Below are 24,632 nucleotides of genomic sequence, written 5' to 3'. Positions count from 1 at the left end.
GGGAAATACATGAATATTAGAGGGAAAAAGCTATACGTTGAAACACATGGAAATCCTAAAAATAAGCCAGTCTTATACTTGCATGGTGGACCAGGAGAAAGTTGTTATGATTTTTCATTTCATCAAGCGGAACGTTTAAAAGATTCTCTATATGTAATTATGATAGATCAAAGAGGTGTTTGTCGCTCAGAAGAAATTACTGAAGACGAAGCTTTTGGATTAAATGATTTGATTGAAGACTGTGAGGAATTAAAAAAAGTATTACAAATTGAGAAGTGGTCTATAATTGGACACTCTTTCGGTGGATATGTAGCATTGCTTTATGCGTCGATATATCCAAGTTCAATAGAGAAAATAATATTTGAAGGACCAACTTTTAATTTTGCATTAACAAGTAGGGCTTTGTTACAAAAAACAGGGCATTTATTAAAAAAGTATGGAAAAGAAGAAATAGCAAAAGAATGCTTTGCTTATTCATCTAGCGATGCTAGTTCAGAAGAGTTGTTAGAAGCTTATATAAGATTAAGCGCTGAATTAGAAGAAAAAAGAATGGAGATTTACAATAATAAGGAAGATAGGACAGATGAGAGTTTATACAGTGATGAAGAGTGGGAAATATTTTCAAATCGCTCCAAAATTCACTTTGATAGATTAAAATTAGAGGGAGCATGTCATACATCATTATTATCAAAAATAAAAGATGTACAAAATCTAATGTTATTAATAGTAGGAAAACATGATGTAGTAACGTGTGAAGAACAAATTAAAACATTTAATAAAGATGCCCGAAACGGCAAGTATATCGTATTTGAAGAGAGCGGTCATTCACCTCATTATGAGGAAGCAGATAGATTTGCAGAAACAGTCATACATTTTTTGAAATGAAGAAAAGGGTGCTTCTATAAATGAGAGGCACCCTTTCTAAATTTCTGGATATGTGATTGTGATGCTAGGCCACTTACTTTGCCAATTCTTTTTTATAACTCTGTTTTTGTACATATGTAATCGTTCTTTCGATTTAAGAAAATGAGCTGTTGGTTTCACTTGTAAGGAAAGGACATCTTCAATACCACATGGGGCTGTTAAGATAACGTTGTTTAGTTCATCAAGTGTAACTCCTAAAGCCGTTGCTGTTTCAGGGAATTTAGATATAGCATTAACAGAAGAAGAATATGGTGGCATATTATTCACTACATGCATACGAGCTTGATTTTTTACAGACCAAGGGATAGTAGCATCAATATTCATTAATTTCGTTTCTAATGATTGTTCGTATATCTCATCTTGATGTAGACTATCATAATAAATCACATCAACATCAGGCATAGCCGTTTTAGCTTCATAGTCATGTAAAGTATCCCAAATTTTAGAACGAACAAATCCGGCACAAATCCACCAATCAGGTAGCTCTAGTGATTTTGCCATTTGTAATACATTCATCATCCATTCGTCGTTTTCTATTAAGCGAATGATATCTTGTTCTGTTTGTATAGTCATTTGTTATCTCACCTGCTTTTTTTTAGAGAGTAAATTTAATTCATAAGCTTTATAATCCATGTAATCCAGTAAGCACCTGGTATGAATAACAGTTGAGCAAGTAATGTACCAAAAAGTCTAGAAATCATTAGCCAAGCATACATTTTACTCATTGCTTCAGCACCTTCTTCTGATTGAAGAGCTCGCTCTGTTAAAAGAGCAATACGTGGATCTAGTAGCACTGTTAATAAAATAGTAGCAAAACCATTAATAAGACCAGAAGCTGTAGTGGCTTTTGTTGCGAAAGCTGGAATTAAAAAAGAAGCATATAGTGCGGAAAGAACTCCCGCTGTATAAATTGCAGTAGCGAACATGTTAATAAGCATTATACGCTTTGGAATACCGCCGATACGCAGTCTATGAATCATTTCTAACTTTGGAAAGCGGACATATTTTTTTGTGTACTTTAATTTTTGAATGTTATTCGTTTTCATCATTCGAATGAAAGAACCGTCTGTTTCAAAGTTTTGAATGACATATCCAAATAGTTTTGTCAAAGTTGGATACAGTATAATCGCAAGCAATGTACCGATAGAAGCAGATAATAGTACAAGACGTATAATATGCTCTAAATCAATAGAAGGATCTAGTTTTGCTTCGTCCACAATCCCGCCAAGTAAAAAGGCTTGTAGTAAGTTTGACGTTCTTGAAATGAGTAATACGATTCCTACGACGGATAATGCGACAGCAATCTTCTTTAAACGAACCCCCGCTAATCGAATACTATAAGAGCTTGTTTCAACTGCGTGGATTACAATTGTGAAAGCCATTATAAAAATTAACGTAATTGACATTTGTTTCACCAGTTTCTATTAAAATAATTGTAACTTTTTTACTTTATCATATCTATCGTATTTTGTAACTGAAAGTATGTGACATATGGAAATTGATTTTTCGAAAAAATAGATAATGATAGTATAATAGGGAGAAGTGGAAGAGATGTTAGCAGTTATTTATACAGCAAATTAAGTGGAGGAATGAAACATGTATAAAACATTTCTATTTGATTTAGATGGAACTTTAACGGATCCGAAAGAAGGAATTGTAAATTCGGTTTTGTATGCGTTAAAAAAAGTAGGAATTGAAGAAGTACATATAAGTGAGTTAGATTCATTTATAGGTCCTCCTATTCAGCAATCATTCGTAGAGAGATATAATATGAGTGAAGGAGAGGTTGAACGTGCAGTTTTTTACTTCCGTGAGTATTTAAAGCAGCGTGGATTGTTTGAAAATAATGTATACGAGGGGATTCTGAAGCTCTTGCAACAATTAAAAAGTTCAGGGAATCGCATATTTGTAGCAACTTCAAAGCCCACTGTATTTGCGAAACAAGTTATAGAGCATTTTCAATTAACGAATTATTTCGAAGACATCATTGGAAGTAATTTAGATGGTACGAGAATAAAAAAAGAAGAAATAATTGCTCATATTTTACAAAAAAATGAAGAACTAAATAAAGAAGAAATGATAATGATTGGTGATAGAAAGCACGATATAATAGGTGCAAATCAGAATGGAATTGCTTCAATTGGTGTTTTATATGGCTATGGCTGTGAAAAAGAACTGACTGAAGTTAGTGCGACCTACATAGTGAAAGATGTTGAAGAACTGTATCATTTTTGTGTAGAGAAAAATTTAATACAGCAGTAAATATAGATTCTAGCAATCCCTTTATAACGTATGACGATGAATTCGTTTCTGTTTAAAGGGATTTTTCATATGTAATCGAATAATTATAATTAGACATTTTTAGCATAAAAATTTGTATGAATAAGAGGAGGGATGTCAGAATTAAAAGGTTAGTAGAAATTTATCAATAAAATTTAGAATATTCTGTTTAATGGAGGGGTAAAATTGGAGTTAGTTATTATATTATTAGCACTAAGTTTACTTATGTTCGTAGCATACAGAGGTTTTTCTGTTATTTTATTCGCACCGATATTTGCATTATTTGCAGTATTTTTGACAGAACCTAGTTATGTATTACCTTTCTTTTCTAATATCTTTATGGAGAAAATGGTTGGATTTATAAAATTATATTTTCCTGTGTTTTTATTAGGAGCAATATTTGGAAAAGTAGTGGAAATGTCAGGAATTGCAGATTCTATCGCAAAAACAATTATTGAGTTAGTTGGTGAAAAACGTACTATATTAGCGATTGTATTAATGGGGGCTATTTTAACGTATAGTGGTGTTAGTGTGTATGTAGTAGTGTTTGCTGTTTATCCGTTCGCAGCTAAGTTGTTTCGACAAGCTAATATTCCAAAGCGTTTAATCCCTGGAACGATTGTTCTTGGAGCAGTAACGTTTACAATGGATGCGTTACCTGGATCACCACAAATTCAAAATGTAATACCTACAACATTTTTTAAAACGGATATTTATGCTGCACCGATACTTGGGATTGTAGGAGCAATTTTTGTTCTTACAGTAGGTTTACTATATTTAGAGAGTAGACGTAAGAAGGCAAAAGCGGCAGGTGAAGGATACTTTGGTTTTAATGATGGAAATACTGAAATGGCAGCATCTTTGCAAGTAGAACAAAAAAATATGCCATTAATTAATAACATTGAAATCACAAGAGCACAACAACTTATTGCATTTATACCACTTATTTTAGTAGGTGTAATGAATAAAGTGTTTACTATTATGATACCGAAGTGGTATCCAAGCGGTTTTGATTTTTCTGCAATTGGTATGAAAGCATTTGGAAAAGTAGAATTAAGTGCAGTAGTAGGAATTTGGTCTGTAGAATTGGCACTTATTATAGGGATCTTAACAACGTTATTATTATATTGGAAGCGAGTAGTAACAGGTTTCCAAGCTGGATTGAATACAAGTATTGGTGGAGCGCTACTTGCAACGATGAATACAGGAGCTGAGTTTGGATTCGGTGGTGTCATTGCAGCACTTCCAGGTTTCGCAATTATGAGAGATGGCATCTCTGCTACTTTCACAAATCCGTTAGTGAATGGTGCAGTAACGACGAATATTTTAGCTGGAATTACAGGCTCGGCATCAGGAGGAATGGGAATAGTATTAAGTGCAATGGGAGATAAATTTATTGCAGCGGCCAATCAATTTGATATTCCATTAGAAGTTATGCACCGTATCGTATCAATGGCATCAGGAGGAATGGATACACTACCACATAACGGGGCTATTATTACTATTCTTACAGTAACAGGATTAACACATAAACAGTCATATAAAGATATATTTGCTATTACAATTTTGAAAACGGTTGCTGTATTTTTAGTTATCGCATTCTATACTTTAACGGGACTCTATTAAAAAATTTGAATCGTAAAGATTCATCAAATCGATAATTTATGTTATAAAATATTAATTAGGATAAGAAGGGGTGGGGGACTTGCAAGAGGTTTCTGAGTTTCGTATGCCAAAGTCGGTATTATATGGAAGGAATTCGCTTGAAAAACTGGGAGAACAATCAAAAAAGTTAGGGAAAAGAGCTTTTCTAGTTACTGATACAATTATGGAGAAATTAGGATATGTTGAAAAGTGTATGCAACAACTAAATAAGAAAGGTATTACTGTTAGTACATATAATAAAGTGGATGCTGAGCCTACAAATATACACGTATTAGAAGCGTTATCTCTTTGTAAAGAGGAAAAGTGCGATTTTATTATCGGTATTGGTGGTGGAAGTTGTATTGATGCTGCGAAAGCGGTAGCGGTTTTATATACAAATGGTGGAGAAGTTGAGGATTATGTCCAAAAGGATATTAAAATAGAAAACAATCCACTACCACTTATTGCAATTCCAACAACTTCTGGTACTGGATCGGAAGTTACAAGTGTAGCAGTAATTACGAATAAAAAAACAGATGTAAAAATGATGATGAAGCATCCTAGTTTTATACCGAAAGTAGCAATTATAGATCCAGTTTTGACAAGTTCGTTACCCCCACAAATTACGGCAGCAACAGGAATAGATGCGTTATGTCATGCGATTGAAGCTTATATTTCTAAATTTTCACAACCACTTACAGATGTACTTGCTCTTTCAGCTATTGAAAGTATTATGAAATATTTACGTATAGCATATGAAGATGGACGTAATATGGAGGCAAGAGAAGCGATGATGATTGCTTCTTTACAAGCTGGAATTGCATTTTCTAATGCATCAGTTACATTAGTTCATGGAATGTCAAGGCCAGTGGGAGCATTATTTCATGTACCGCATGGAATATCAAATGCCATACTATTACCTACAGTGTTAGAGTTTACAAAAACAAGTGCAATGAAAAGGTTAGCAAAAATTGGACGTAGTTTAAATAAGGATTTGTATTCGAATTCTGATGAGGAAGTAGCAGACTACACACTTGGTGAAATAAAAAAACTTTGCTTTGATCTTCGTATTCCAAATTTAAAAGAATACGGAATCGATGAAATTGAATTTGAAAATGCTATTTCTAAAATGGCATCAGATGCAATTGAAAGTGGTAGCCCAGCTAATAACCCACGTGTTCCATCATATGATGAAATCAAAGAGCTGTATCGAGAGTGTTTTAATTATAAGTATAAAGAATTTATAAAAACATCAGATTGTTAATTTCAGAATATTCTATAAAAATTTCCTTGGAAATGAAAGTAGAATTATTCTTTATTATTTCCATATTTCCGTTAAAACAAGACTTTATATTCCAAACTTAAAGTCTTGTTTTATTATGTATAATATACACAATAAAACGTTGTTATTAGTTTTATAAAAATAGTTTAGGTAGGTGTTTATATGAAAACGATAGGTCTTATAGGTGGCATGAGTTGGGAATCAACTTCTGAATATTATCGAATTATTAATGAAGAAATAAAAGAGAGATTAGGAGGGCTACATTCAGCAAAATGTTTGATTAATAGTGTGGATTTTGAAGAGATTGAACGATGTCAGTCTAGCGGAGATTGGGATGGTGCTGGAGAAATTCTAGGGAATGCGGCATATTCATTACAAAAGGGAGGAGCAGACTTTATAATCATTTGTACAAATACAATGCATAAGGTAGTTGAAAAAATAAAGGAGAAAATTGATATTCCAGTCTTACATATTGCTGATGCAACTGCAAAAGAAATTAAAAGAAAAGACATTCAAAAGGTTGGTCTGCTTGGAACTAAATATACAATGGAGCAAGATTTCTATAAGTCACGTATTGAAGAGCATGATATAAAAGTAATAGTACCATCAGGAACAAATAGAGAAAAAGTAAACGAAGTAATATATACAGAATTATGTTTAGGAAAAATAGTAGTTCAATCTAGAGAGTATTATAAAAGGGTTATAGAAGAATTAGTACAAGAAGGAGCACAAGGAATTATATTAGGTTGTACGGAAATAGGTTTATTAATAAAGCAAGAAAACGTATCAGTCCCGATATTTGATACGACCCATATACATGCAATTGAAGCGGTCAAGGTAGCTTTAGATAAATAGATTATAATTATATTATGTAAACTTAATTCGTATATCTGGAAAACATTCAGAAAATACTTTATAATGTAAGTGGTTACATTTGAGGGGGAATGCGTATGTTTTCAGTTCAACCAATCGCATTTGTACATAATGAAAGAAAGGAAATAAAAGATGATGAGTGGGGAGAAGTAAGATCCCGTATAACTTTAACTGAAATGTATGCAGAAAAAAGTATACAAGGGATTGAAGATTTTTCTCATATTGAAGTTGTTTTTTATTTTCATAAAGTAACTGACGAGCAAATTCAGTATTTTGCTAGACATCCTAGAAATAATAAGGATTATCCTGAAGTAGGTATTTTTGCACAGCGCGGGAAAAATCGTCCGAATCGCATAGGTGTAACAATTGTAAAGGTGATCAAAAGAGAAGGTAAATCAATTATTGTTGAGGGATTAGATGCTATTGATGGCACTCCTATATTGGATATAAAACCAATAATGAAAGAGTTTATGCCGACAGAAGAAATACACCAGCCTAAATGGGCAACGGATATAATGAGACAGTATTGGAAGGGGAATGTAGTAAAATGAGAATATATGAAGCAACAATTGCAGATTTAGATGGACTGGCATCAGTTTTTAATAACTATCGCATGTTTTATAGACAAGATTCTGATTTAGAAGGGGCAAAAGTATTTTTACGAAATCGAATTGAGAGAAAAGAGTCTGTTATTTTCGTAGCAGTTGAAGACGACGAATATATTGGATTCACGCAACTATATCCATCATTTTCTTCCATTTCAATGAAAGAATTATGGATTTTAAATGATTTATTTGTACAAGCGGCGAAGCGTGGAGCCGGAACAGGTAAAAAATTATTAGAAGCTGCTAAAGAATACGCATTAGAAAATGGAGCAAAAGGTGTAAAATTGCAAACAGAGATTGATAATTTATCAGCACAACGATTATACGCTGAAAATGGCTATTTGAGAGATAATCGTTATTTCCATTACGAATTAACGTTTTAAAAAATTAAGTTGAAAGAGGCATTTTCAAGAAAAAGAATTTCTTTGTAATGAGAAATTCTTTTTTATTTTTGCCTAAATTAAAAAACATGACAAAAATAAAACGATATTTATTTATTGTTAAACAATAAATGTTGTGATAAAATTATGTTGCCATTAAATAAGTGAGGTATTGTAAATGAATCTTAAACGAAGTTCAACAATGTTCTTAAAAGTAATTATTTTTCTTGCTGGAATTTCAGTGCTTGCTTTATGCATATTTTTAGTGCCGGAAATGGCGGATTTCACAGCGAATTTGTATCCTAACATTGCTCCGATAAAATATCTTGTTTTCATTGTAATGTATGGAGCAGCTGTGCCTTTTTACGTTGCTCTTTATCAGGCTTTCAATCTTTTACAGTACATTGATGAGAACACAGCGTTCTCGGAATTATCAGTAAAGGCGTTAAAGAATATAAAGCGCTGTGCAATTACAATCAGTGGTTTGTATGTATTAAGTTTGCCACTTTTTCATTTTATAGCGAAAAAAATGGATCCTCCTATTGGGTTAGTGGGACTCATTATCGTTTTTGCTTCGCTCGTTATCGCCGTTTTTGCTGCTATCCTCCAACGACTTCTACAAGAGGCAATTCACATAAAATCAGAAAATGATTTGACGGTTTGAGGTGGCGGATATGACAATCATTATTAATATTGACGTCATGTTAGCAAAACGAAAAATGAGTGTAACGGAGCTTTCAGAGAAGGTTGGAATTACGATGGCGAATCTTTCTATTTTGAAAAATGCGAAAGCAAAAGCGGTTCGTTTTTCAACATTAGAAGCGATATGTAAAGCTTTGGAGTGTCAGCCAGGGGATATTTTGGAGTATAAAAACGATGAGAATACTCAATAAAAACAGATAACAAATGTAAATAATAGAAGTCAATAAAGAAGGGATAGCCACTAAGCTATTCCTTCTTTACGTTAATTGCTGTTACTAATAAAAAATATAATTTGAATTGCAATGTTTGCGTATCAAAAGGGAACTTGCTACCTTTTGAGGTGATCCGTTTTGTGGAATACAATTATTTGCCAAAAGGCTATTTTAACTATGTTTTAAATTATTTCGGGTGAATCAAAATTTTCATTTGTATTATAGTTGATTTAAAACCCAGTTTGTTGCATCTTCAAAGTTATCTGCAATGTAGTTTGGTTCAATATGTGCCCATTTGTCTCGGTACGTATGCAAAGCATCATACCCAGCGCCTGTTCGGACTAGAATCGTAGTCGCATTTACTTTTGCTCCTGCAACAATATCAGTCCAACGATCACCAACTACAGCACATTGTGTTAAATTAAGTCCATGTTTTTTTGCTGCTTTAAGCAGCATGCCTGTACTTGGTTTACGGCATTCACAACCATCACCGTGTTTATGAGGACATACATAAATATCATCAAAACCGAAGCCTTCTAATTCTTGTACAAAATCGGCTACAGTTGCTATTCCATCTGCGATACCGGGTTGATTTGTGAAAGAGAAAATTTTTATATTTTTAGCTTTTAGTTTTTGCAAGGATGTTTTTGTGAATGGAAATAATGTAAAAGATCCTGGATAATGTATTGTAGTGTCACCACCAATTGTACCGTCACGATCAATGAAAATTGCTTTAATGTTTGTCATAGTTATAGTCCCTTCACTTTATAAAGTAGTTTAAAAATATTTTACAAATCGGTAGCCATTTACTTCATAACCTAATTTTTTGTAAAAAGGATGAGCTTCTACTCTTTTTGTTCCACTAACTAGCCATGTGCCAATGCAATTATGTTTCTTTGCTAATTGCTCGGCATAATCCATCAAAACTTGTCCAATGCCTTTCCGTCGTATGTTAGAATCAACGCTAATAATTGAAATCTCTCCATAACGTGTTACATCTTCTAAATTTTCACGTATACGAAATCCAAGTAATCCAAATATAGCTTCTTCTTCCTCGTAAACATATAAAAAATCAAACGGACTCATTTGTACGAATTGTAGGCGGTTGTTCATATCTTCATAGGAAATAGAGGAACCTTTTAATTCTTTCGTTAAAGAACAAAGTGCGTCTATATCATCTATCGTTGCTTCACGAATTTGAAAAGACATATTATCAACTCCAATAAAATGTAATCAAACATTTAATATTCTGTTAAAAAATGTTTTTTCCTGCTATGAAAATAAATATTTTATAATGATATATAGATAGTTATATGTTATTCTTTTCCTTGATTGTATTGGAAATGGAAAGAAGGGGAATGCATGTTAAAAGTAAATATCCGCTCAGCTGGATATGAAATAGGGGAAAAAACAATTCATGATATAGTTTTTTCTATCGAAAAAGGTGAACTAGTTGCTCTTATTGGAGCAAATGGTGCTGGGAAAAGTACGACGATTAAAACGATACTCAGATTACTTGTAAATATGGACGGTGAAATATCATTCGGTGAAAAGAAAAATCCGTATGCATACGTACCAGAACATCCAACATACTATGATTACTTGACGCTCTGGGAACATATTGAATTATTAATGGCAGCTCGTGGAAGTGAAATGGGAAGTTGGGAAGAACGAGCGGAACAATTATTACATACTTTTCGAATGAATAAGCATAAACATGAGTATTTATCAAAGTTTTCAAAAGGCATGAAACAAAAGTCTATGCTAATATTGGCGTTTTTAACTGAGCCAGATTTTTATATCATTGACGAACCTTTTATCGGTTTAGATCCAGTAGCTACGAAAGAGTTTTTAAATTATTTATATAAAGAAAAAGAGCGCGGGGCAGGAATTTTACTTTGTACGCACGTATTAGATACTGCTGAAAAAATTTGTGAAAGATTTTTACTCATTTCACAAGGTACATTAGTCGCAGATGGACATTTAGAATCTATTCAAATATTAGCGGAAATGCCGGGTAGTTCATTATTAGACTGCTTTGATGTAATTGTAAGGCGTGAACAACATGATTAAACAACAATTTTATAAGAGATTACGCCATGAACTTGAGCGGAAATGGAAGTCTATACGTTCGGTAACAGATTGGACAGTCGCATTATATATTATTATTCCAGCACTTATATTTATGGGAATCTATTATCGATCGCTATGGATAAATGAATTATCAACGGAAGAGACGATTTATTTCGGATTAGGATTACTCGCATTTTATCTAGTAACATATCCAAGAGGAGTTCGTTCATTTTTTGAGCAAGCGGATAGTTTATTTTTAATTTCGTATGCAACACATATGCGAAAATTAGTCCAGTATGGCATGATGTACACATTTGTTCGAATAGCGATAACGAATATAATAGTAGTCGTTATTATGTTACCAGTGTTGATGAAAAGTATCGAAGTAACAGAGATACAAGTCCTATTATTTTGGGTATTCTTTACTATATTTCGATTTATGTTGTCGTTGTTAACGAGATTTGTTCATGTACATGTGGGGAAACGATGGGTTTTATGGATTGTAAAAAATGTAGTATTTTCTATGAGCGTGTCCTTTTTTGGAATTAGTTTATTTTTTATTTATAAAAATCCGTTGTATTCAATTCTATTTATCGGTCTAGTAATTTTCTTAAGTAGTGTATTAGTAAAAGAGAAAATGAATTATAAAAAGTTCTTTTTTAAAGAAATCGAGAAAGAAAAGGAGGAAAGCATGCGCTGGACGAGCGGAATTATGCAAGTTGGTGGTCATGCGGCTAAACCGAGTAGTTCGAATAAAAAACCGTGGATGTTTCCGCGCTCTAAAAGACTTTTAGGGAAAAAAGCTGATTCTCGTATTGTCGAATCTTTTTTGAAAGAATTTTTCCGTACAAGTACTGCACGAATATTTTATATTCAAATTGTATGTATCAGTACTGCAAGTATAATTATGACTCCAAGGTGGATTGCAGCTATTGTTCTCGTATTTGCTGTAGTTGCAATTTCTCGCTATGCACGTGATTATTGGAATGAATTTACGAATAAGATGTTTCTTCGTTTATATTGTGATGAAGGGAAATCACTATTGTTAAGATGGAAGGCAAATCGTTATTTACTACTACCAGCAATACTTTTATATGGAATAGTTATACTTTCACAGTTTTATTTATTGCCAGCTGTGGTAGGCAGCGTTGTTTTTATTTTATTAATTGTATGGATTGTATTTGTACCATTAAAAAAGAGCCATTGACGGCTCTTTTTCTAGTCTGTAACACATTGATAAATAAAATATACTAAAACGAGTATACTTGCGGCGGAATACATGACATCTAAAGTCATCTGATCGCCTCCTTATTGTTGTTGTATTTTTATTGTATGAAATCTTACAATTTCATATTCAAGTGAAAAATATGTGAACGTTAACAAAATTGTAAAGTGCAAAAATTACAATCATTTTGTATAATAGAAGAAACCACCGTTATATAAAAAATAATGAGTGAAAGGGGAGGGAACATAAATGCCAAATTGGTTTAGAAAAACCTTAGTCGCATTAATTACCGTGTTTACATTTGGTTTAGTGACGCCTCCTTCCATATTACTTGATAATGCCAAAGCTGCGGACAAGCCTACGAGCACAGCTGGGCAACAAAGTTTGGAGAGCACGTCCTATACATATGAAGAAACGAATGACAGGTTAACCACCGATACTTTTATTACTTATGCAATGCAAGAAGCAGAGAAGCAGTCGATGCAAAAGTTTGGTACTAAAATTGGTCCAGTAATTGAAGATGAGTTTAAAGATGTAATATTACCGAAAATTGAAGAGGCAATTGCTGAGCTTGCTAGTGATGTACCAGAAGATTCACTACAATCATTAGCGATTTCTCAAAAACCAGCTGGTGGAAATAATGAGAAGATTTTTCACGTCTACGATACGAAATCTGGAAATGATTTATTGCGTTTCCATGTAAGAAGAGATCATCCACCGCAAGATGGTTATTATTTTAATTTCCATTACCACCGTTTTGATGATGGATACTCTGGACATCATGAGTTAGGAAATATTTATTGGAATACGAATGTACCACCGAAATGGTTGTCTTAAAAAGAACAAGAGAAAATCTTGTTCTTTTTTATTTTTATAGAAGGGACAGACAACTATGTTGTTGAATAACATAGGTTTAGAAAAAAGAAGCAAAGGGAGTATGGGAATGCAAAAATATATTGTTTTTGACTTTGATGGCACATTAGTAGATTCACAAAATATATTTGTACCGATTTATAATCAACTTGCTGAAAAACATGGGTATAAAGCAGTAAAGGAAGACGAAATTGAACATTTACGTAAATTAACGATGCCAGAGAGATGTAAACAACTTAATGTACCACTGTATAAACTACCGATATTAGCGTTGGAATTTTATAAATTATATCAGCCTGCTATAAAAAATCTCGTTTTGTTCCATGGGATGAAAGAAGTATTAGATGAACTACATAAAAAAGGCTACGGAATTGCAGTCATATCATCGAACTCAGAAGAGCATATTCGGGCGTTTTTACACAAGAATGGTATCGAAAATATTCAAGAAGTGTATTGTTCTAAAAATTTGTTTGGTAAAGATAAAATGATAAAAAGATTTTTGAAATCAAAAAAAATAACAGAGAAAGATATGTTATATGTCGGTGATGAACAGCGAGACGTAGCAGCGTGTAAAAAGGCTGGAGTGAACGTAATTTGGGTATCTTGGGGATATGATGTTATTGAAACAGTGAAAAAAGATGCACCAGATTACATGGTTCATAAGCCGATGGAAATTGTGCAAGTAGTACAAGGAGCGTATTCTTAATATGAATACACTGCGAGCAGGCATTCATCATATTGAATTTTGGGTAGCAAATTTAGAGGAATCCATTTCTTTTTATAATAAGTTGTTTTCCATAATTGGGTGGAGAAAGTTAAATGAAATAGCATATAGCACAGGAGAAAGTGAAATATACTTTAAAGAAATAGATGAGGAAATTGTAAGGACGTTAGGGCCTAGACATATTTGTTATCAAGCTATTCATAGAGAAGTAGTTGAGGAAGTAGCAGATTTTCTTTCTAGTACGAAAGTGAAGGTAATACGTGGTCCAATTGAAATGAATCATTATTCGGAAGGTTACTATACGATTGATTTTTACGATCCGAATGGATTTATTGTAGAAGTTGCCTATACACCAAATGCAGAAATGTAAGGGGAATAGATATGAAGATAATTACAGCATGGCAAAACAATATACAAATAGTAAAAAATGCATTGGATATTAAAGAAATTTCTAAAGGTTTTTCACCTGATAAGAAATATATAATTACGAGTGCGAATAATGATAAATATTTATTGCAGACAGGCGATATAAAAGAGTATGAAAGAAAGAAAATAGAGTTTCAAATTTTAAATGAAATGCAAAATCGTAGTGTGCAAGCACAAAAACCAATTGAAATAGGTTTGTTGGCAGAAGAAGGTTTATGCTATGGCATCTTTTCGTATTTAGAAGGGGAAGATGCGAAGAAGTTATTGCCTACGTATTCACCAAAAGAACAATATGATATTGGTATAGAGGCAGGGAAAGATTTAGCAAAAATGCATACATATGAAGCTCCTAATAATATACTTCCATGGTATGAAAGAGCAATAAAAAAACATAGTAAATATTTAGAGGCATATAAAACATGTGGAATAAACATAAAAAATGATGATAAAATCATAAAGTTTATTGAAGAAAATGAAATATCTTTAAAGAACCGCCCAAATCGATTTCAACACGATGATTTTTATTTAGAAAATATAATTGTACGGGATGGAAAATATGTAGGTGTTGTTGATTTTAATGGCTACGACTGGGGCGACCCACTTCATGATTTTGTGAAAATTGCACTGTTTGCAAGGGACATTAGTATTCCGTATTCAATCGGACAAATAGAAGGATACTTTAATAGAAAAATACCAGAGGAATTCTGGAAATTATACACGGTGTACGTTGGTATGACAGTTTTCTCCTCAGTTGTCTGGACATTACGAGCAGCGCCGCATATGTTAGATGATATGTTAGAGCGCCTTACTATAGTTTTAGAGGATCATAATAACTTTGAGTTATCGAAGCCAATTTGGTTTCAACCAGATAAGATTGATATGAAATAGAAAAGGTAGGTGTGATTCGCACCTACCTTTATTTTTTACCATCAAAATACTTATTTAATTTTCTTAAATGTAAGCGGCTGAGTACTTAATGTAGCTGGTACATGTAACTGAAGGGATGGGAATTCACCACTTACATTCATTTCATAAGCGAATAATAAGCTCATTTTCATTTGGAATAAGTCAACTTTTGCAGAGAAGATGTCGTAATGATGATGCCCTAATTGAATATCCATTTCCATAAATTGTACATATAACGAATCATCTCGTTTGTATACTTGTAATGTTCCGTATGCAGGATGTTCAAAAGTACCAGTATAATCCTCTAACTTGTGCGAAGGTGTAGTCCCTTTAATTTGTTCAGGGAGGGATTCAGTTGCTTCTTTCATCATTTCCTTCATTTTTTTAGTATCTTCTACAGCACGTTTATGCCAATCAATGGATTCTAATTCAAGTAGTTCGTCATAAATTTGATTAGCGAGATAAGTAGGAAGTAATGTTCCTCCAGCATTCGTTAAAATGACAAGGCCTATGTTTTCTGTTGGTATGAATGAAACAAGCGCTGAAAATCCATCGATATTACCGCCATGATGAATCATTTTTTTACCACGATAAGCGCTAATAAACCAACCAAGACCGTAACTATTTAATGGAGATTCAGGGAGTGATAAAACCGGTTGGTCTGGAATTGAATTGTGTGGTGTATACATTTGTTGTAATAATTCAGAGGAGATTAATTCATGATCTCCAAATTTTCCTTCATTTAAGTGGAGAAGTACCCAATTTGCCATATCTTCAATTGTGGAATTAATACACCCAGCAGCGCCAACTGTATCGATGTTACGGAATGGAACTGCTTTTATTTCACCGTCATTTTCAATGTAAGGTAAAGCGTAATCATCTGTAGTTTGTGAATCGTTAACAGAGAAGTTTGTATGTCTCATATTTAAAGGTTCTAAAATATGTTCTGTAGTGTATTGCTCCCACGTTTGATTTGTAATGTTTTCAACAATGTAGCTAATTGTTGCATACATTAAGTTGTTATATAGAAATGCAGTTCGGAACGGTGCATCAAGTGGTAAATGTTTTATTTTTTCAACGAGATCTTTTCGAGATAAGGCAGAACTGTACCAAAGAGCCTCATGACGACTCACTCCAGTTCGATGAGAAGCTAAATCCCGTCCTGTAACTTGTGAGCTAGCAAGTAGTTCAGATAAAGTAAAGTTAGGTATATAGGACTGGATAGGGGTATCCCAATTAAACTTTTTTTGCTGTGCTAACAAGCTTAATGAAAGTGTGCCAAATGCTTTCGTTGAGGAACCGATTGCGAATCGAGTATTCGGTGTAACAGCCTCTTTTGTTTCTATATTACGATAGCCGAAACCTTCTGAAATAATAACTTCACCGTCTTTTATAACAGCGACAGCAGCACCAGGAACATTTAAATCCTTCATCATTTTTTCAGCCGTTGTTTGTAAAGAAGTCATAACAGGCGTTTCAATTTTAGACATACTTCTAACCTCCAAATATAAATTTTGTTCTACCGCACTATACTTTCGGTAATAGAAAATGAAAACCTTTTTATATTTGGAAAGTTAATAATTTTGTAAGAATTAGCGCAAGAAATTTTATTAATTAGGATTATTAAATTTATCATTTTTCATGTTATGATAAATTGCATATACGATTGAAAGAAGGTTTTCCTACATATGAAACATGCTGAAAATGAATACTTAAATTTATGCCGCCATGTAATGGAACATGGTACGAAGAAAGAAGACCGTACAGGGACAGGCACTGTATCTGTATTTGGATATCAAATGCGTTTTGATCTAAGTAAAGGTTTTCCTTTATTAACAACAAAGAGAGTACCGTTTCGCCTTGTAGCAAGTGAACTGCTTTGGTTTATGAAAGGTGATACAAATATTCGCTATTTATTGCAGCATAATAATAACATTTGGAATGAATGGGCGTTTAAGAGCTGGGTAGAAAGTGATGAGTATACTGGTCCTGACATGACTGATTTTGGTCTTCGCTCACAACAAGATGAAGAATTTAAAGTACAGTACGACGAGCAAATGGAATTGTTTAAAAAGAACGTTTTAGAAGATGATGAGTTCTCAAATAAATATGGTTATTTAGGAGACGTTTACGGTAAACAATGGCGTGCTTGGAAAACGACAGCTGGTGAGACACTTGATCAATTAAAAGATGTAATTGAAATGATTAAAAAAACACCAGACTCACGTCGTTTAATCGTTTCTGCTTGGAATCCTGAAGACGTACCGAGTATGGCATTACCGCCTTGTCATACATTATTCCAATTTTATGTAGCGGACGGAAAACTTTCTTGTCAGCTATATCAAAGAAGTGGTGACATATTCCTTGGAATTCCATTTAACATCGCAAGTTATTCACTACTAACACATTTAATTGCACATGAATGTGGTCTTGAAGTAGGAGAATTTGTTCATACAATTGGAGATGCACACATTTATACAAATCATTTTGAACAAGTAGAAAAGCAATTGGCACGTGAACCACGTCCATTCCCGAAACTTACATTAAATCCAGATGTGAAATCTGTGTTTGATTTTGAAATGGAAGATTTAACGATTGAAGGATACGATCCGCATCCAGCAATTAAAGCACCGGTTGCAGTATAATTGTAGAGGAGATGAAAAAATGATTGTTTCATTTATGGTCGCGATGGACGAAAATAGAGTAATTGGTAAAGATAATAATTTACCTTGGCGTTTACCGAGTGAATTACAATACGTGAAGAAAACAACGATGGGCCACCCGCTTATTATGGGAAGAAAGAACTATGAAGCGATTGGTAGACCACTGCCTGGAAGACGTAATATTATTGTAACTCGTAATGAAGGGTATCATGTTGAAGGCTGTGAAGTTGTTCATTCTGTAGAAGAAGTATTTGAACTATGTAAAAATGAAGAAGAGATTTTTATTTTTGGCGGAGCGCAAATTTACGATCTCTTTTTACCTTATGTAGACAAGTTATATATAACAAAAATCCATTATGCATTTGAAGGAGATACATTCTTCCCAGAAATGGATATGACAAATTGGAAAGAGATTTTTGTAGAAAAAGGTTTAACGGATGAAAAAAACCCGTATACGTATTATTACCATGTATATGAGAAGCAACAATAATAAAAAAGATTGATGTGAGAATTCACATCAATCTTTTTATTTGTATTCACCAATATAAGTTTATAGATGAGATTCGATAGTGCTATAATGATAGGTAGCATGTAAAAATGCTAAAATTTTCAAAAGTACTAATATAGAAAGAGGAGGAGAATCGATTGAGAAAGATATGGGGGATTCTTTTTCTTTGCTTAACATTCATGTTAGTTGGATGTGGTAAAGAAGAAAAACCACAAGAAGCGTTTGATACATATGTAAAAGCGTGGAATAAACAAAAATTTGCAGATATGTATGATCAACTATCAAAAAATGCAAAAAAAGATATTTCAAAGAAAGAGTTTACTGAGAAATATGAAAAAATTTATTCTGGTATCGAAGTGAAAGACTTAAAGGTAGAAACAGGGGAAGTAAAAGAAGATAAAAAAGATGAAGGTCCTGTTCCTTTTAAAGTAAGCATGGATACAGTTGGTGGTAAAATCACATTTGGTCATGAAGCAAAAATGGTGAAAGAAAAAGATGGAGATAAAGAATCTTGGAAAATAGATTGGACTCCTGATTTTATTTTCCCTGGCATGACGAAAGATAGTAAAGTGCGTATGCAGACAACACAGCCAAAACGTGGTGAAATATACGATCGTAATGGAAAAGGTCTTGCAACGAATGGGAAAGCTTCTGAAATCGGATTGATTCCTGAAAAGTTAGGCGATACTGCTCCGCAAACGAAAGAAACAGTAGCGAAGTTATTAAATATGTCTGTAGAAGAAATTGATCAAAAATTAGCTGCTAAATGGGTAAAACCAGGGTATCTCGTACCAATTGGAATTTTGCCTGAAGGGGCAACACAAAATACGTACATTGATTTACCAGGTGTTTCAACAAAACCTGTAAATGTTCGTACATATCCGTTAGGGGAAGCGGCAGCTCATCTGACTGGTTATATTGGAAAGGTAAATGCTGAAGATTTAAAAACGCTACAAAAGAAAGGCTATCAAGCTGATGACCCAGTTGGGAAAGCTGGTTTAGAGCAAGTATTAGAGGAAAAGCTACGCGGTAAAAAAGGTGGCCGTGTCTTTGTAGAAGATGCGCAAGGAAAAGAAATTAAAAACTTGGCAAAAACAGATGCTGTTGATGGAGAAAATGTAACTTTAACTATTGATAGTGTTGTTCAAGAAAAAACGTATAATGAAATGAAGGGCGAAGCTGGTTCAAGTGCAGCAATTAATCCGAAAAGTGGAGAAACAATTGCACTAGTAAGTAGTCCAGCATATGATCCTAATATAATTGCACGAGGGACATCGAAGGCACAACGCGAAGCTTGGAATAATGATCCGAAAAAACCAATGACAAATCGCTTTACACAATTGTCGGTACCAGGTTCTGTATTTAAACCTATTACAGCTGCAATTGGTCTTGAAACGAAAACGATTGATCCAAAAGAAGAGTTGAAAATTGAAGGATTAAAATGGACAAAAGATTCTTCTTGGGGTAATTACTATGTAACGCGTGTGAAAGATGCAAATCCGATTGATTTTGATAAGGCGATGAAATACTCAGATAATATTTACTTCGCACAAGAAGCTTTGAAAATCGGAAAAGACAAGTTTATGAGTGAAGCGAAAAAATTCGGATTCGATGAGAAACTACCAATTGAATATGGATTCCCTGCTTCTAAAATTGCAAATGACGGCATTAAAAATGATATTCAAATGGCAGATACAGGATATGGACAAGGACAAGTATTAATGACTCCTCTTCATTTAGCTTTAACGTATGCGCCAATTGTAAATGATGGAACGATTCCGTCACCGTATATTATTAAAACAGATAAACAACCAAAAGCTTGGAAAGAAAATGTAATTTCTAAAGGAAATCAGGATATATTAAAAACTGCAATGACGAAAGTAATTAATGATCCAGATGGTACAGGGAAAATTGCTAAAATTGATGGTATGACTCTTGCTGGAAAAACAGGTACAGCGGAATTAAAAGTATCAAAAGAGGCCGAAGGAAAAGAACTAGGTTGGTTCGCTGCATTTGATTTAAATTCGCCAGATATGGTCATTACAATGATGATTGAAGATGTAAAAGGTAGAGGCGGAAGTAATATTCCAGCTGAAAAAGTAAAACATGTATTTCAAAAATAATATGTAATAGAAGGCTATCTCTATAGGTTGTAGAGGTAGCCTTTTTATATGAAAGAGTTTGTAATATCTGTATACTAAATTTTAAGGAAACAAAGTAAATCATTAACTTACGAAAAAAAAGTAGCTATTTTTTATTGACATTGATTAAAACTTTTTATATTATACTTACATAAGGTAAGTTATTAACTTTTAAAAAACAAATCTTGAATTAAAGATAAAGAGAAAAAAGGGAGAGAATACAATGACAAAAGTACTATTTATTACAGCAAATCCAAATTCAGCAGAAGGTTCTTTCGGAATGGCAGTAGGGGAAGCTTTCATCGAAGCTTATAAAAACGAACATCCACAAGACGAAGTTGTAACAATTGATTTATTCAACACTACAGTACCAGCAATTGATGCAGATGTATTTGCTGCTTGGGGTAAATTTGCAGCAGGTGAAGGCTTTGAAGCTTTAACTGAAGTTCAACAACAAAAAGTAGCAGCAATGAACACAAACTTAGAAACATTTATGAATGCAGATCGTTATGTATTCGTAACTCCAATGTGGAACTTTAGCTATCCACCAGTAGTAAAAGCATACTTAGATAACGTAGCAATCGCAGGTAAAACATTCAAATATACTGAAAATGGTCCAGTCGGCTTATTAGAAGGTAAAAAAGCACTTCACATTCAAGCAACAGGTGGCGTATATTCTGAAGGAGCATACGCAGCTGTAGACTTCGGTCGTAATCACTTAAAGACTGTATTAGGATTTGTCGGTGTGAATGATACTGAATATATTGCAGTTGAAGGCATGAATGCAAACCCTGAAAAAGCACAAGAAATTAAAGAAGCAGCAATTGCTAATGCTCGTGAATTAGCAAAACGTTTCTAATATAGAATGCTTAAAAAGTCCGAACACTTGCTGTTTGGACTTTTTTTCTTCTTTTTCCTTCGTTTGTCTAGTATAATGAAGGTCGGAATGATAATAGGTGGGGGTTCTGTATGATTCAAACGTTTTTTAAAATCTTTTATTTAATTTTAATCGTAATTGCGATTACACCGAGAATGTGGCGTCTTAAAAGACAAGTAAATACGATGGCGCCAAAAGAAAAAGACAATGCTGTGTATAAAACGACAAATTGGTTTGGTAAGAAAATGGTACGTGTAGCTGGAGGGGCAGTAGAAGTGAAAGGACTTGAAAATGTTCCGAAAGACAAGCCAGTGCTAGTTGTAAGTAATCACCAAAGTAATATGGATATCCCTGTTTTACTAGGTTACTTAAATAAACCAATTGGATTCGTTTCAAAAGCAGAGATTAAAAAGTTCCCAGTTGTACCAACTTGGATGGAACTGATGAATTGTGTATTTATGGATCGTAGCGATCGTCGTCAATCTCTTCAAGCGATTAAAGATGGAATTGAACTATTAAAGAATGGACATTCTATCGTAATTTTCCCTGAAGGAACGAGAAGTAAGGGTGGCGAAGTTGGAGAGTTTAAGGCTGGTAGTTTTCATCTTGCAGTAAAGTCAGGTGTAGCAATTTTACCTGTAACGTTAGATGGTACATATAAGATGTTTGAAGCGAATGGAAATCGTATGAAGCCAGCTCATGCAACAGTAACAATTTCTAAGCCGATTACACCTGAAGATTATGCGAATATGGATATTAAAGAATTAACGAAGCATACACAGGAAGTTATTGCATCACAATTACATAAGTAATAAAAAAGGATTCAGCTTATCGTAAGCTGAATCCTTTTTATTATGCTGTAGGTAAGACATAAAAGAGTACACAGAAGAACATCATCGCACTACCACCTAAAACGAACAGGTGCCATATGGCATGGTTGAAAGGTAGCTTTTCCCAAAGGAAGAATATAGCTCCGACAGAATATAAAATGCCACCTGCTAAAAGTAGTGAAAAACCATGTCCAGTTAGATTTTCATAAAGTGGTTTAATAGCAACGATTATGAGCCATCCCATTATGATATAACATAGCGTTGATGCCTTAATAAAGCGACGTACAAAGAAAATTTTGAAGACGATACCTCCGATTGCTAGTGTCCATATTATAGCAAGCAACGTCCATCCTAATGGGCCACGAAGTGTAATAAGTAGAAAAGGAGTATACGTGCCAGCAATCAATAAGTAAATGGCTGAATGATCTAAAATAGTAAATATTTTTTCTACTTTAGGATGATGAATGCTATGTAGCAATGTTGAAAACAAGTACAGTAAGAACATACTTACACCATAAACAGTAAATGCAACTACGGCTGATGCGGTACCGTGCTTAGAAGCATGAATAATCAATATGATTAAGGCAGGGATGCTTAAAATGGCACCGATACCATGTGTAATTGCATTTGCAATTTCTTCTTTTACAAATTGGGTCATTCGTGTCATTTTTTCAGTCATAATGCAAATCCTTTCTACTATCATAAAATAATATGTCATTTCCCTTACCATATCATACACAAGAGCAATAGAAAATGAAATTTGTATAATTGATTATATTTTTGAATTTTTTTGACAAAAGACAATGGATTTGTTGACGTTTTCAAACTTTTTTGACAAAATAAAATTATGTAATAGTAGGACAAGGAAACTACTAATAAAGGGGATGGGGAAATGTTTTCAAATATTGGCTTTCCAGGGTTAATTTTAATTTTAGTAGCAGTACTCATTTTATTTGGACCTAAAAAATTGCCGGAAATCGGGAAGGCTTTAGGGGAAACGTTAAAAGAGTTTAAAAAATCAACGAAAGAATTGACAGATGACGCATTTCAAGAAAAGGAAAAGAAAGAAAAAATGTAGTGTATTTTCCTTGTAATGGATAAATAAAGTGTGGTGAACGAGATGGAAGATCGGGAAATGAGCGTAGTAGAACATATTGTTGAGCTTCGAAAAAGAGTAATATATACGGTGTTATCCTTTGTACTATTTTTAATTATTGGATTTACTTTTACAAAGGATATTTATTTTTGGCTTGTAAAAGATTTACCAATGAAATTAACTGTTCTCGGTCCAAGTGATGTATTGTGGATTTTTTTCTCGATTGCTACAGTATTTGCTATCGTTTGTACAATTCCTTTTGCTGCTATACAAATTTGGTTATTTGTAAAACCGGGTTTACATCCAAATGAACAAAAGATGACAATAATGTATATACCGGTATTGTCTATATTATTTCTCGCAGGTTTATGTTTTGGATATTTCATTGTAATGCCGTTTCTATTTCACTTTTTAACTACGATAGGTAATGAAATGTTTAATACGATGTTTACGACAGAAAAGTATTTTCATTTTGTACTTAATTTAACAGTTCCATTTGCTGTGATTTTTGAATTGCCAGTCGTTGTAATGTTTTTAACTAGTATTGGAATACTTACGGCGGAATTTTTAATAAAAATAAGAAGGTATGCTTACGTAGCATTAATTATCATTGCATCTTGTATATCACCGCCAGACTTTTTATCTCATAGTTTAGTTGCAGTGCCGCTTATTTGTATTTATGAAGTAAGTATTGCGTTATCAAAGGTTGTTAGTAAGAGGAAAAAGAAAAGAGAAGAAATGCAGTCGAAAAGTGCCTCGTTATAAAGGCACTTTTTTATTTATTTGTTATACTATAGCTATAAACGTATACAATATATAGAAGAAAAAAATTATAGAATCTCCAAAATTTAGACAAACTTTGCGCTTTTATAAGCTTATACTAAATGTATTAAACAATTGATGGATAATGAGATTCCCGTCTCAGAGATATTTAGGACGGGAAGGTGAATTAGGTGGAGATGAATAGAGTATAAATCTTCTAGCCATAAGGACTACAGAAATCATATAAGTCTGATTTTACTCCACTTTAAACAACGTGTTACAGCGCAAAGTAGAGGAAGTTCAAAAATCCAATGAAAAAGAGGATTGATATTGTGATTACGAAAAGTTTTTATTTCACTCATTCAACAGGGGATTGCATTAAAATATTCGAAATCCCTGTCCTACAGGCACAGCATCCATTATCGTTTCTAATTCAGTCTCGTCTTCAATTATTTATTGCAAAAATTCAAAAACAAAAACACCCAAGATTTTCGTATTCTTTCCGTGAATATTTACAAAATTGTTTGAAGTGGAATGATTATTTAAATGTATATAAAACAAATACCCTTGAAAAAAATGCATGATACGAAGTACGGACAGGGTTAGTAAACTCTGTCTTTTTCATT

Annotated in this window: 29 protein-coding genes; 23 read left to right on the top strand and 6 right to left on the bottom strand. The window is 33.4% G+C overall.

Annotation, left to right across the window (positions count from 1 at the left end; all coding sequences use genetic code 11):
* Nucleotides 1-9: 9 nt before the first annotated feature.
* Complete coding sequence (locus ACTFR3_RS16580) at nucleotides 10-885, top strand: alpha/beta fold hydrolase (RefSeq protein WP_001026102.1); 876 nt, start codon at nucleotides 10-12, stop codon at nucleotides 883-885.
* Nucleotides 886-921: 36 nt separating this feature from the next.
* Here ACTFR3_RS16580 and ACTFR3_RS16575 read toward each other — a convergent pair whose 3' ends face one another.
* Nucleotides 922-1,497: a nucleotidyltransferase family protein gene (locus ACTFR3_RS16575; RefSeq protein WP_000155287.1), complete on the bottom strand. Its 576-nt coding sequence runs from the start codon at nucleotides 1,495-1,497 to the stop codon at nucleotides 922-924.
* A gap of 35 nt (nucleotides 1,498-1,532) precedes the next feature.
* Complete coding sequence (locus tag ACTFR3_RS16570; protein WP_000028911.1) at nucleotides 1,533-2,330, bottom strand: lipid II flippase Amj family protein; 798 nt, start codon at nucleotides 2,328-2,330, stop codon at nucleotides 1,533-1,535.
* Between the two features lie 190 nt (nucleotides 2,331-2,520).
* Between ACTFR3_RS16570 and ACTFR3_RS16565 the strand changes: the two genes are divergently transcribed.
* The 8 genes from ACTFR3_RS16565 (at nucleotide 2,521) to ACTFR3_RS16530 (ending at nucleotide 8,881) form a co-directional block, all read left to right on the top strand.
* Complete coding sequence (locus tag ACTFR3_RS16565; protein ID WP_000278485.1) at nucleotides 2,521-3,186, top strand: HAD family hydrolase; 666 nt, start codon at nucleotides 2,521-2,523, stop codon at nucleotides 3,184-3,186.
* A 204-nt stretch (nucleotides 3,187-3,390) separates the two neighbouring features.
* Entirely contained in the window at nucleotides 3,391-4,830 is a 1,440-nt protein-coding gene (locus ACTFR3_RS16560; protein ID WP_000424332.1) for a GntP family permease, read from the top strand.
* A 79-nt stretch (nucleotides 4,831-4,909) separates the two neighbouring features.
* Nucleotides 4,910-6,112, top strand: coding sequence for an iron-containing alcohol dehydrogenase (locus ACTFR3_RS16555; RefSeq protein ID WP_440044598.1), 1,203 nt, complete (start codon nucleotides 4,910-4,912; stop codon nucleotides 6,110-6,112).
* A gap of 180 nt (nucleotides 6,113-6,292) precedes the next feature.
* Nucleotides 6,293-6,985 (top strand): aspartate/glutamate racemase family protein, encoded by a 693-nt coding sequence (locus ACTFR3_RS16550; protein ID WP_000848563.1) that lies wholly within the window; start codon nucleotides 6,293-6,295, stop codon nucleotides 6,983-6,985.
* 95 nt (nucleotides 6,986-7,080) lie between these two features.
* Complete coding sequence (locus ACTFR3_RS16545; protein WP_000493258.1) at nucleotides 7,081-7,554, top strand: SAM-dependent methyltransferase; 474 nt, start codon at nucleotides 7,081-7,083, stop codon at nucleotides 7,552-7,554.
* Nucleotides 7,551-7,991 (top strand): GNAT family N-acetyltransferase, encoded by a 441-nt coding sequence (locus ACTFR3_RS16540; RefSeq protein WP_001223868.1) that lies wholly within the window; start codon nucleotides 7,551-7,553, stop codon nucleotides 7,989-7,991. Before ACTFR3_RS16545 ends, ACTFR3_RS16540 begins: the two co-directional genes overlap by 4 nt.
* A gap of 175 nt (nucleotides 7,992-8,166) precedes the next feature.
* Nucleotides 8,167-8,652 carry a DUF2975 domain-containing protein gene (locus ACTFR3_RS16535; RefSeq protein ID WP_001050141.1) on the top strand — a complete coding sequence of 162 codons (486 nt, stop codon included), beginning with the start codon at nucleotides 8,167-8,169 and terminating at the stop codon, nucleotides 8,650-8,652.
* Between the two features lie 10 nt (nucleotides 8,653-8,662).
* Nucleotides 8,663-8,881: a helix-turn-helix domain-containing protein gene (locus ACTFR3_RS16530; protein WP_000152532.1), complete on the top strand. Its 219-nt coding sequence runs from the start codon at nucleotides 8,663-8,665 to the stop codon at nucleotides 8,879-8,881.
* A 240-nt stretch (nucleotides 8,882-9,121) separates the two neighbouring features.
* On the opposite strand, the gene ACTFR3_RS16525 is transcribed toward ACTFR3_RS16530, so the two are convergent.
* On the bottom strand, nucleotides 9,122-9,649 hold the full coding sequence (locus ACTFR3_RS16525; RefSeq protein ID WP_000181785.1) for an HAD-IIIA family hydrolase: 528 nt from the start codon (nucleotides 9,647-9,649) through the stop codon (nucleotides 9,122-9,124).
* A gap of 30 nt (nucleotides 9,650-9,679) precedes the next feature.
* Nucleotides 9,680-10,111, bottom strand: coding sequence for a GNAT family N-acetyltransferase (locus ACTFR3_RS16520; protein ID WP_000009777.1), 432 nt, complete (start codon nucleotides 10,109-10,111; stop codon nucleotides 9,680-9,682).
* Between the two features lie 153 nt (nucleotides 10,112-10,264).
* On the opposite strand from ACTFR3_RS16520, the gene ACTFR3_RS16515 reads away from it, so the two are divergent.
* The 6 genes from ACTFR3_RS16515 (at nucleotide 10,265) to ACTFR3_RS16490 (ending at nucleotide 15,111) form a co-directional block, all read left to right on the top strand.
* On the top strand, nucleotides 10,265-10,975 hold the full coding sequence (locus tag ACTFR3_RS16515) for an ABC transporter ATP-binding protein (protein WP_100655295.1): 711 nt from the start codon (nucleotides 10,265-10,267) through the stop codon (nucleotides 10,973-10,975).
* The gene (locus tag ACTFR3_RS16510) at nucleotides 10,968-12,182 is read left to right on the top strand and encodes an ABC transporter permease (protein WP_000595445.1); all 1,215 of its coding nucleotides are present in this window, start codon (nucleotides 10,968-10,970) and stop codon (nucleotides 12,180-12,182) included. The genes ACTFR3_RS16515 and ACTFR3_RS16510 overlap by 8 nt, the downstream gene beginning before the upstream one ends.
* Before the next feature lie 267 nt (nucleotides 12,183-12,449).
* A complete protein-coding gene (locus tag ACTFR3_RS16505) occupies nucleotides 12,450-13,037 on the top strand; it encodes a YpjP family protein (protein WP_001134421.1) in 588 nt (195 codons plus the stop codon).
* 106 nt (nucleotides 13,038-13,143) lie between these two features.
* Complete coding sequence (locus ACTFR3_RS16500; protein ID WP_025687389.1) at nucleotides 13,144-13,779, top strand: HAD family hydrolase; 636 nt, start codon at nucleotides 13,144-13,146, stop codon at nucleotides 13,777-13,779.
* Between the two features lies 1 nt (nucleotide 13,780).
* Complete coding sequence (locus ACTFR3_RS16495; protein WP_234574438.1) at nucleotides 13,781-14,167, top strand: VOC family protein; 387 nt, start codon at nucleotides 13,781-13,783, stop codon at nucleotides 14,165-14,167.
* Between the two features lie 11 nt (nucleotides 14,168-14,178).
* Nucleotides 14,179-15,111: an aminoglycoside phosphotransferase family protein gene (locus ACTFR3_RS16490; protein WP_440044597.1), complete on the top strand. Its 933-nt coding sequence runs from the start codon at nucleotides 14,179-14,181 to the stop codon at nucleotides 15,109-15,111.
* Nucleotides 15,112-15,161: 50 nt separating this feature from the next.
* Here ACTFR3_RS16490 and ACTFR3_RS16485 read toward each other — a convergent pair whose 3' ends face one another.
* Nucleotides 15,162-16,619 carry a serine hydrolase gene (locus tag ACTFR3_RS16485; protein ID WP_440044595.1) on the bottom strand — a complete coding sequence of 486 codons (1,458 nt, stop codon included), beginning with the start codon at nucleotides 16,617-16,619 and terminating at the stop codon, nucleotides 15,162-15,164.
* A 198-nt stretch (nucleotides 16,620-16,817) separates the two neighbouring features.
* Between ACTFR3_RS16485 and ACTFR3_RS16480 the strand changes: the two genes are divergently transcribed.
* The 5 genes from ACTFR3_RS16480 to ACTFR3_RS16460 all read left to right on the top strand — a co-directional run bounded on the left by ACTFR3_RS16480 (nucleotide 16,818) and on the right by ACTFR3_RS16460 (nucleotide 22,130).
* Nucleotides 16,818-17,774, top strand: coding sequence for a thymidylate synthase (locus tag ACTFR3_RS16480; RefSeq protein ID WP_000679609.1), 957 nt, complete (start codon nucleotides 16,818-16,820; stop codon nucleotides 17,772-17,774).
* A 19-nt stretch (nucleotides 17,775-17,793) separates the two neighbouring features.
* Complete coding sequence (locus ACTFR3_RS16475; protein ID WP_000637207.1) at nucleotides 17,794-18,282, top strand: dihydrofolate reductase; 489 nt, start codon at nucleotides 17,794-17,796, stop codon at nucleotides 18,280-18,282.
* 155 nt (nucleotides 18,283-18,437) lie between these two features.
* A complete protein-coding gene (gene pbpC / locus ACTFR3_RS16470) occupies nucleotides 18,438-20,423 on the top strand; it encodes a penicillin-binding protein 3 (protein WP_016117734.1) in 1,986 nt (661 codons plus the stop codon).
* 241 nt (nucleotides 20,424-20,664) lie between these two features.
* Entirely contained in the window at nucleotides 20,665-21,300 is a 636-nt protein-coding gene (locus tag ACTFR3_RS16465) for an FMN-dependent NADH-azoreductase (protein ID WP_000170025.1), read from the top strand.
* A gap of 110 nt (nucleotides 21,301-21,410) precedes the next feature.
* On the top strand, nucleotides 21,411-22,130 hold the full coding sequence (locus ACTFR3_RS16460; protein WP_000616577.1) for a lysophospholipid acyltransferase family protein: 720 nt from the start codon (nucleotides 21,411-21,413) through the stop codon (nucleotides 22,128-22,130).
* Between the two features lie 40 nt (nucleotides 22,131-22,170).
* On the opposite strand, the gene trhA is transcribed toward ACTFR3_RS16460, so the two are convergent.
* On the bottom strand, nucleotides 22,171-22,827 hold the full coding sequence (gene trhA / locus ACTFR3_RS16455) for a PAQR family membrane homeostasis protein TrhA (RefSeq protein WP_000136889.1): 657 nt from the start codon (nucleotides 22,825-22,827) through the stop codon (nucleotides 22,171-22,173).
* A gap of 213 nt (nucleotides 22,828-23,040) precedes the next feature.
* Here trhA and ACTFR3_RS16450 point away from each other — a divergent pair, with 213 nt between their 5' ends.
* The 3 genes from ACTFR3_RS16450 to ACTFR3_RS16440 all read left to right on the top strand — a co-directional run bounded on the left by ACTFR3_RS16450 (nucleotide 23,041) and on the right by ACTFR3_RS16440 (nucleotide 24,590).
* Nucleotides 23,041-23,226: a twin-arginine translocase TatA/TatE family subunit gene (locus ACTFR3_RS16450; RefSeq protein ID WP_000492443.1), complete on the top strand. Its 186-nt coding sequence runs from the start codon at nucleotides 23,041-23,043 to the stop codon at nucleotides 23,224-23,226.
* A 42-nt stretch (nucleotides 23,227-23,268) separates the two neighbouring features.
* Nucleotides 23,269-24,009, top strand: coding sequence for a twin-arginine translocase subunit TatC (gene tatC, locus ACTFR3_RS16445; RefSeq protein WP_000390120.1), 741 nt, complete (start codon nucleotides 23,269-23,271; stop codon nucleotides 24,007-24,009).
* A gap of 329 nt (nucleotides 24,010-24,338) precedes the next feature.
* Nucleotides 24,339-24,590, top strand: a complete 252-nt coding sequence (locus ACTFR3_RS16440) for a DUF2535 family protein (RefSeq protein WP_000629012.1) — start codon at nucleotides 24,339-24,341, stop codon at nucleotides 24,588-24,590.
* The last annotated feature ends 42 nt before the right edge of the window (nucleotides 24,591-24,632 follow it).

Origin of the sequence: Bacillus cereus group sp. MYBK14-1 (genome assembly GCF_051916885.1) — a bacterium.
Classification (GTDB): Bacteria; Bacillota; Bacilli; order Bacillales; family Bacillaceae_G; genus Bacillus_A; species Bacillus_A cereus.
The sequence above is the reverse complement of the archived record's forward strand: the minus strand, read 5'-3'. Positions and strand labels throughout refer to the sequence as shown.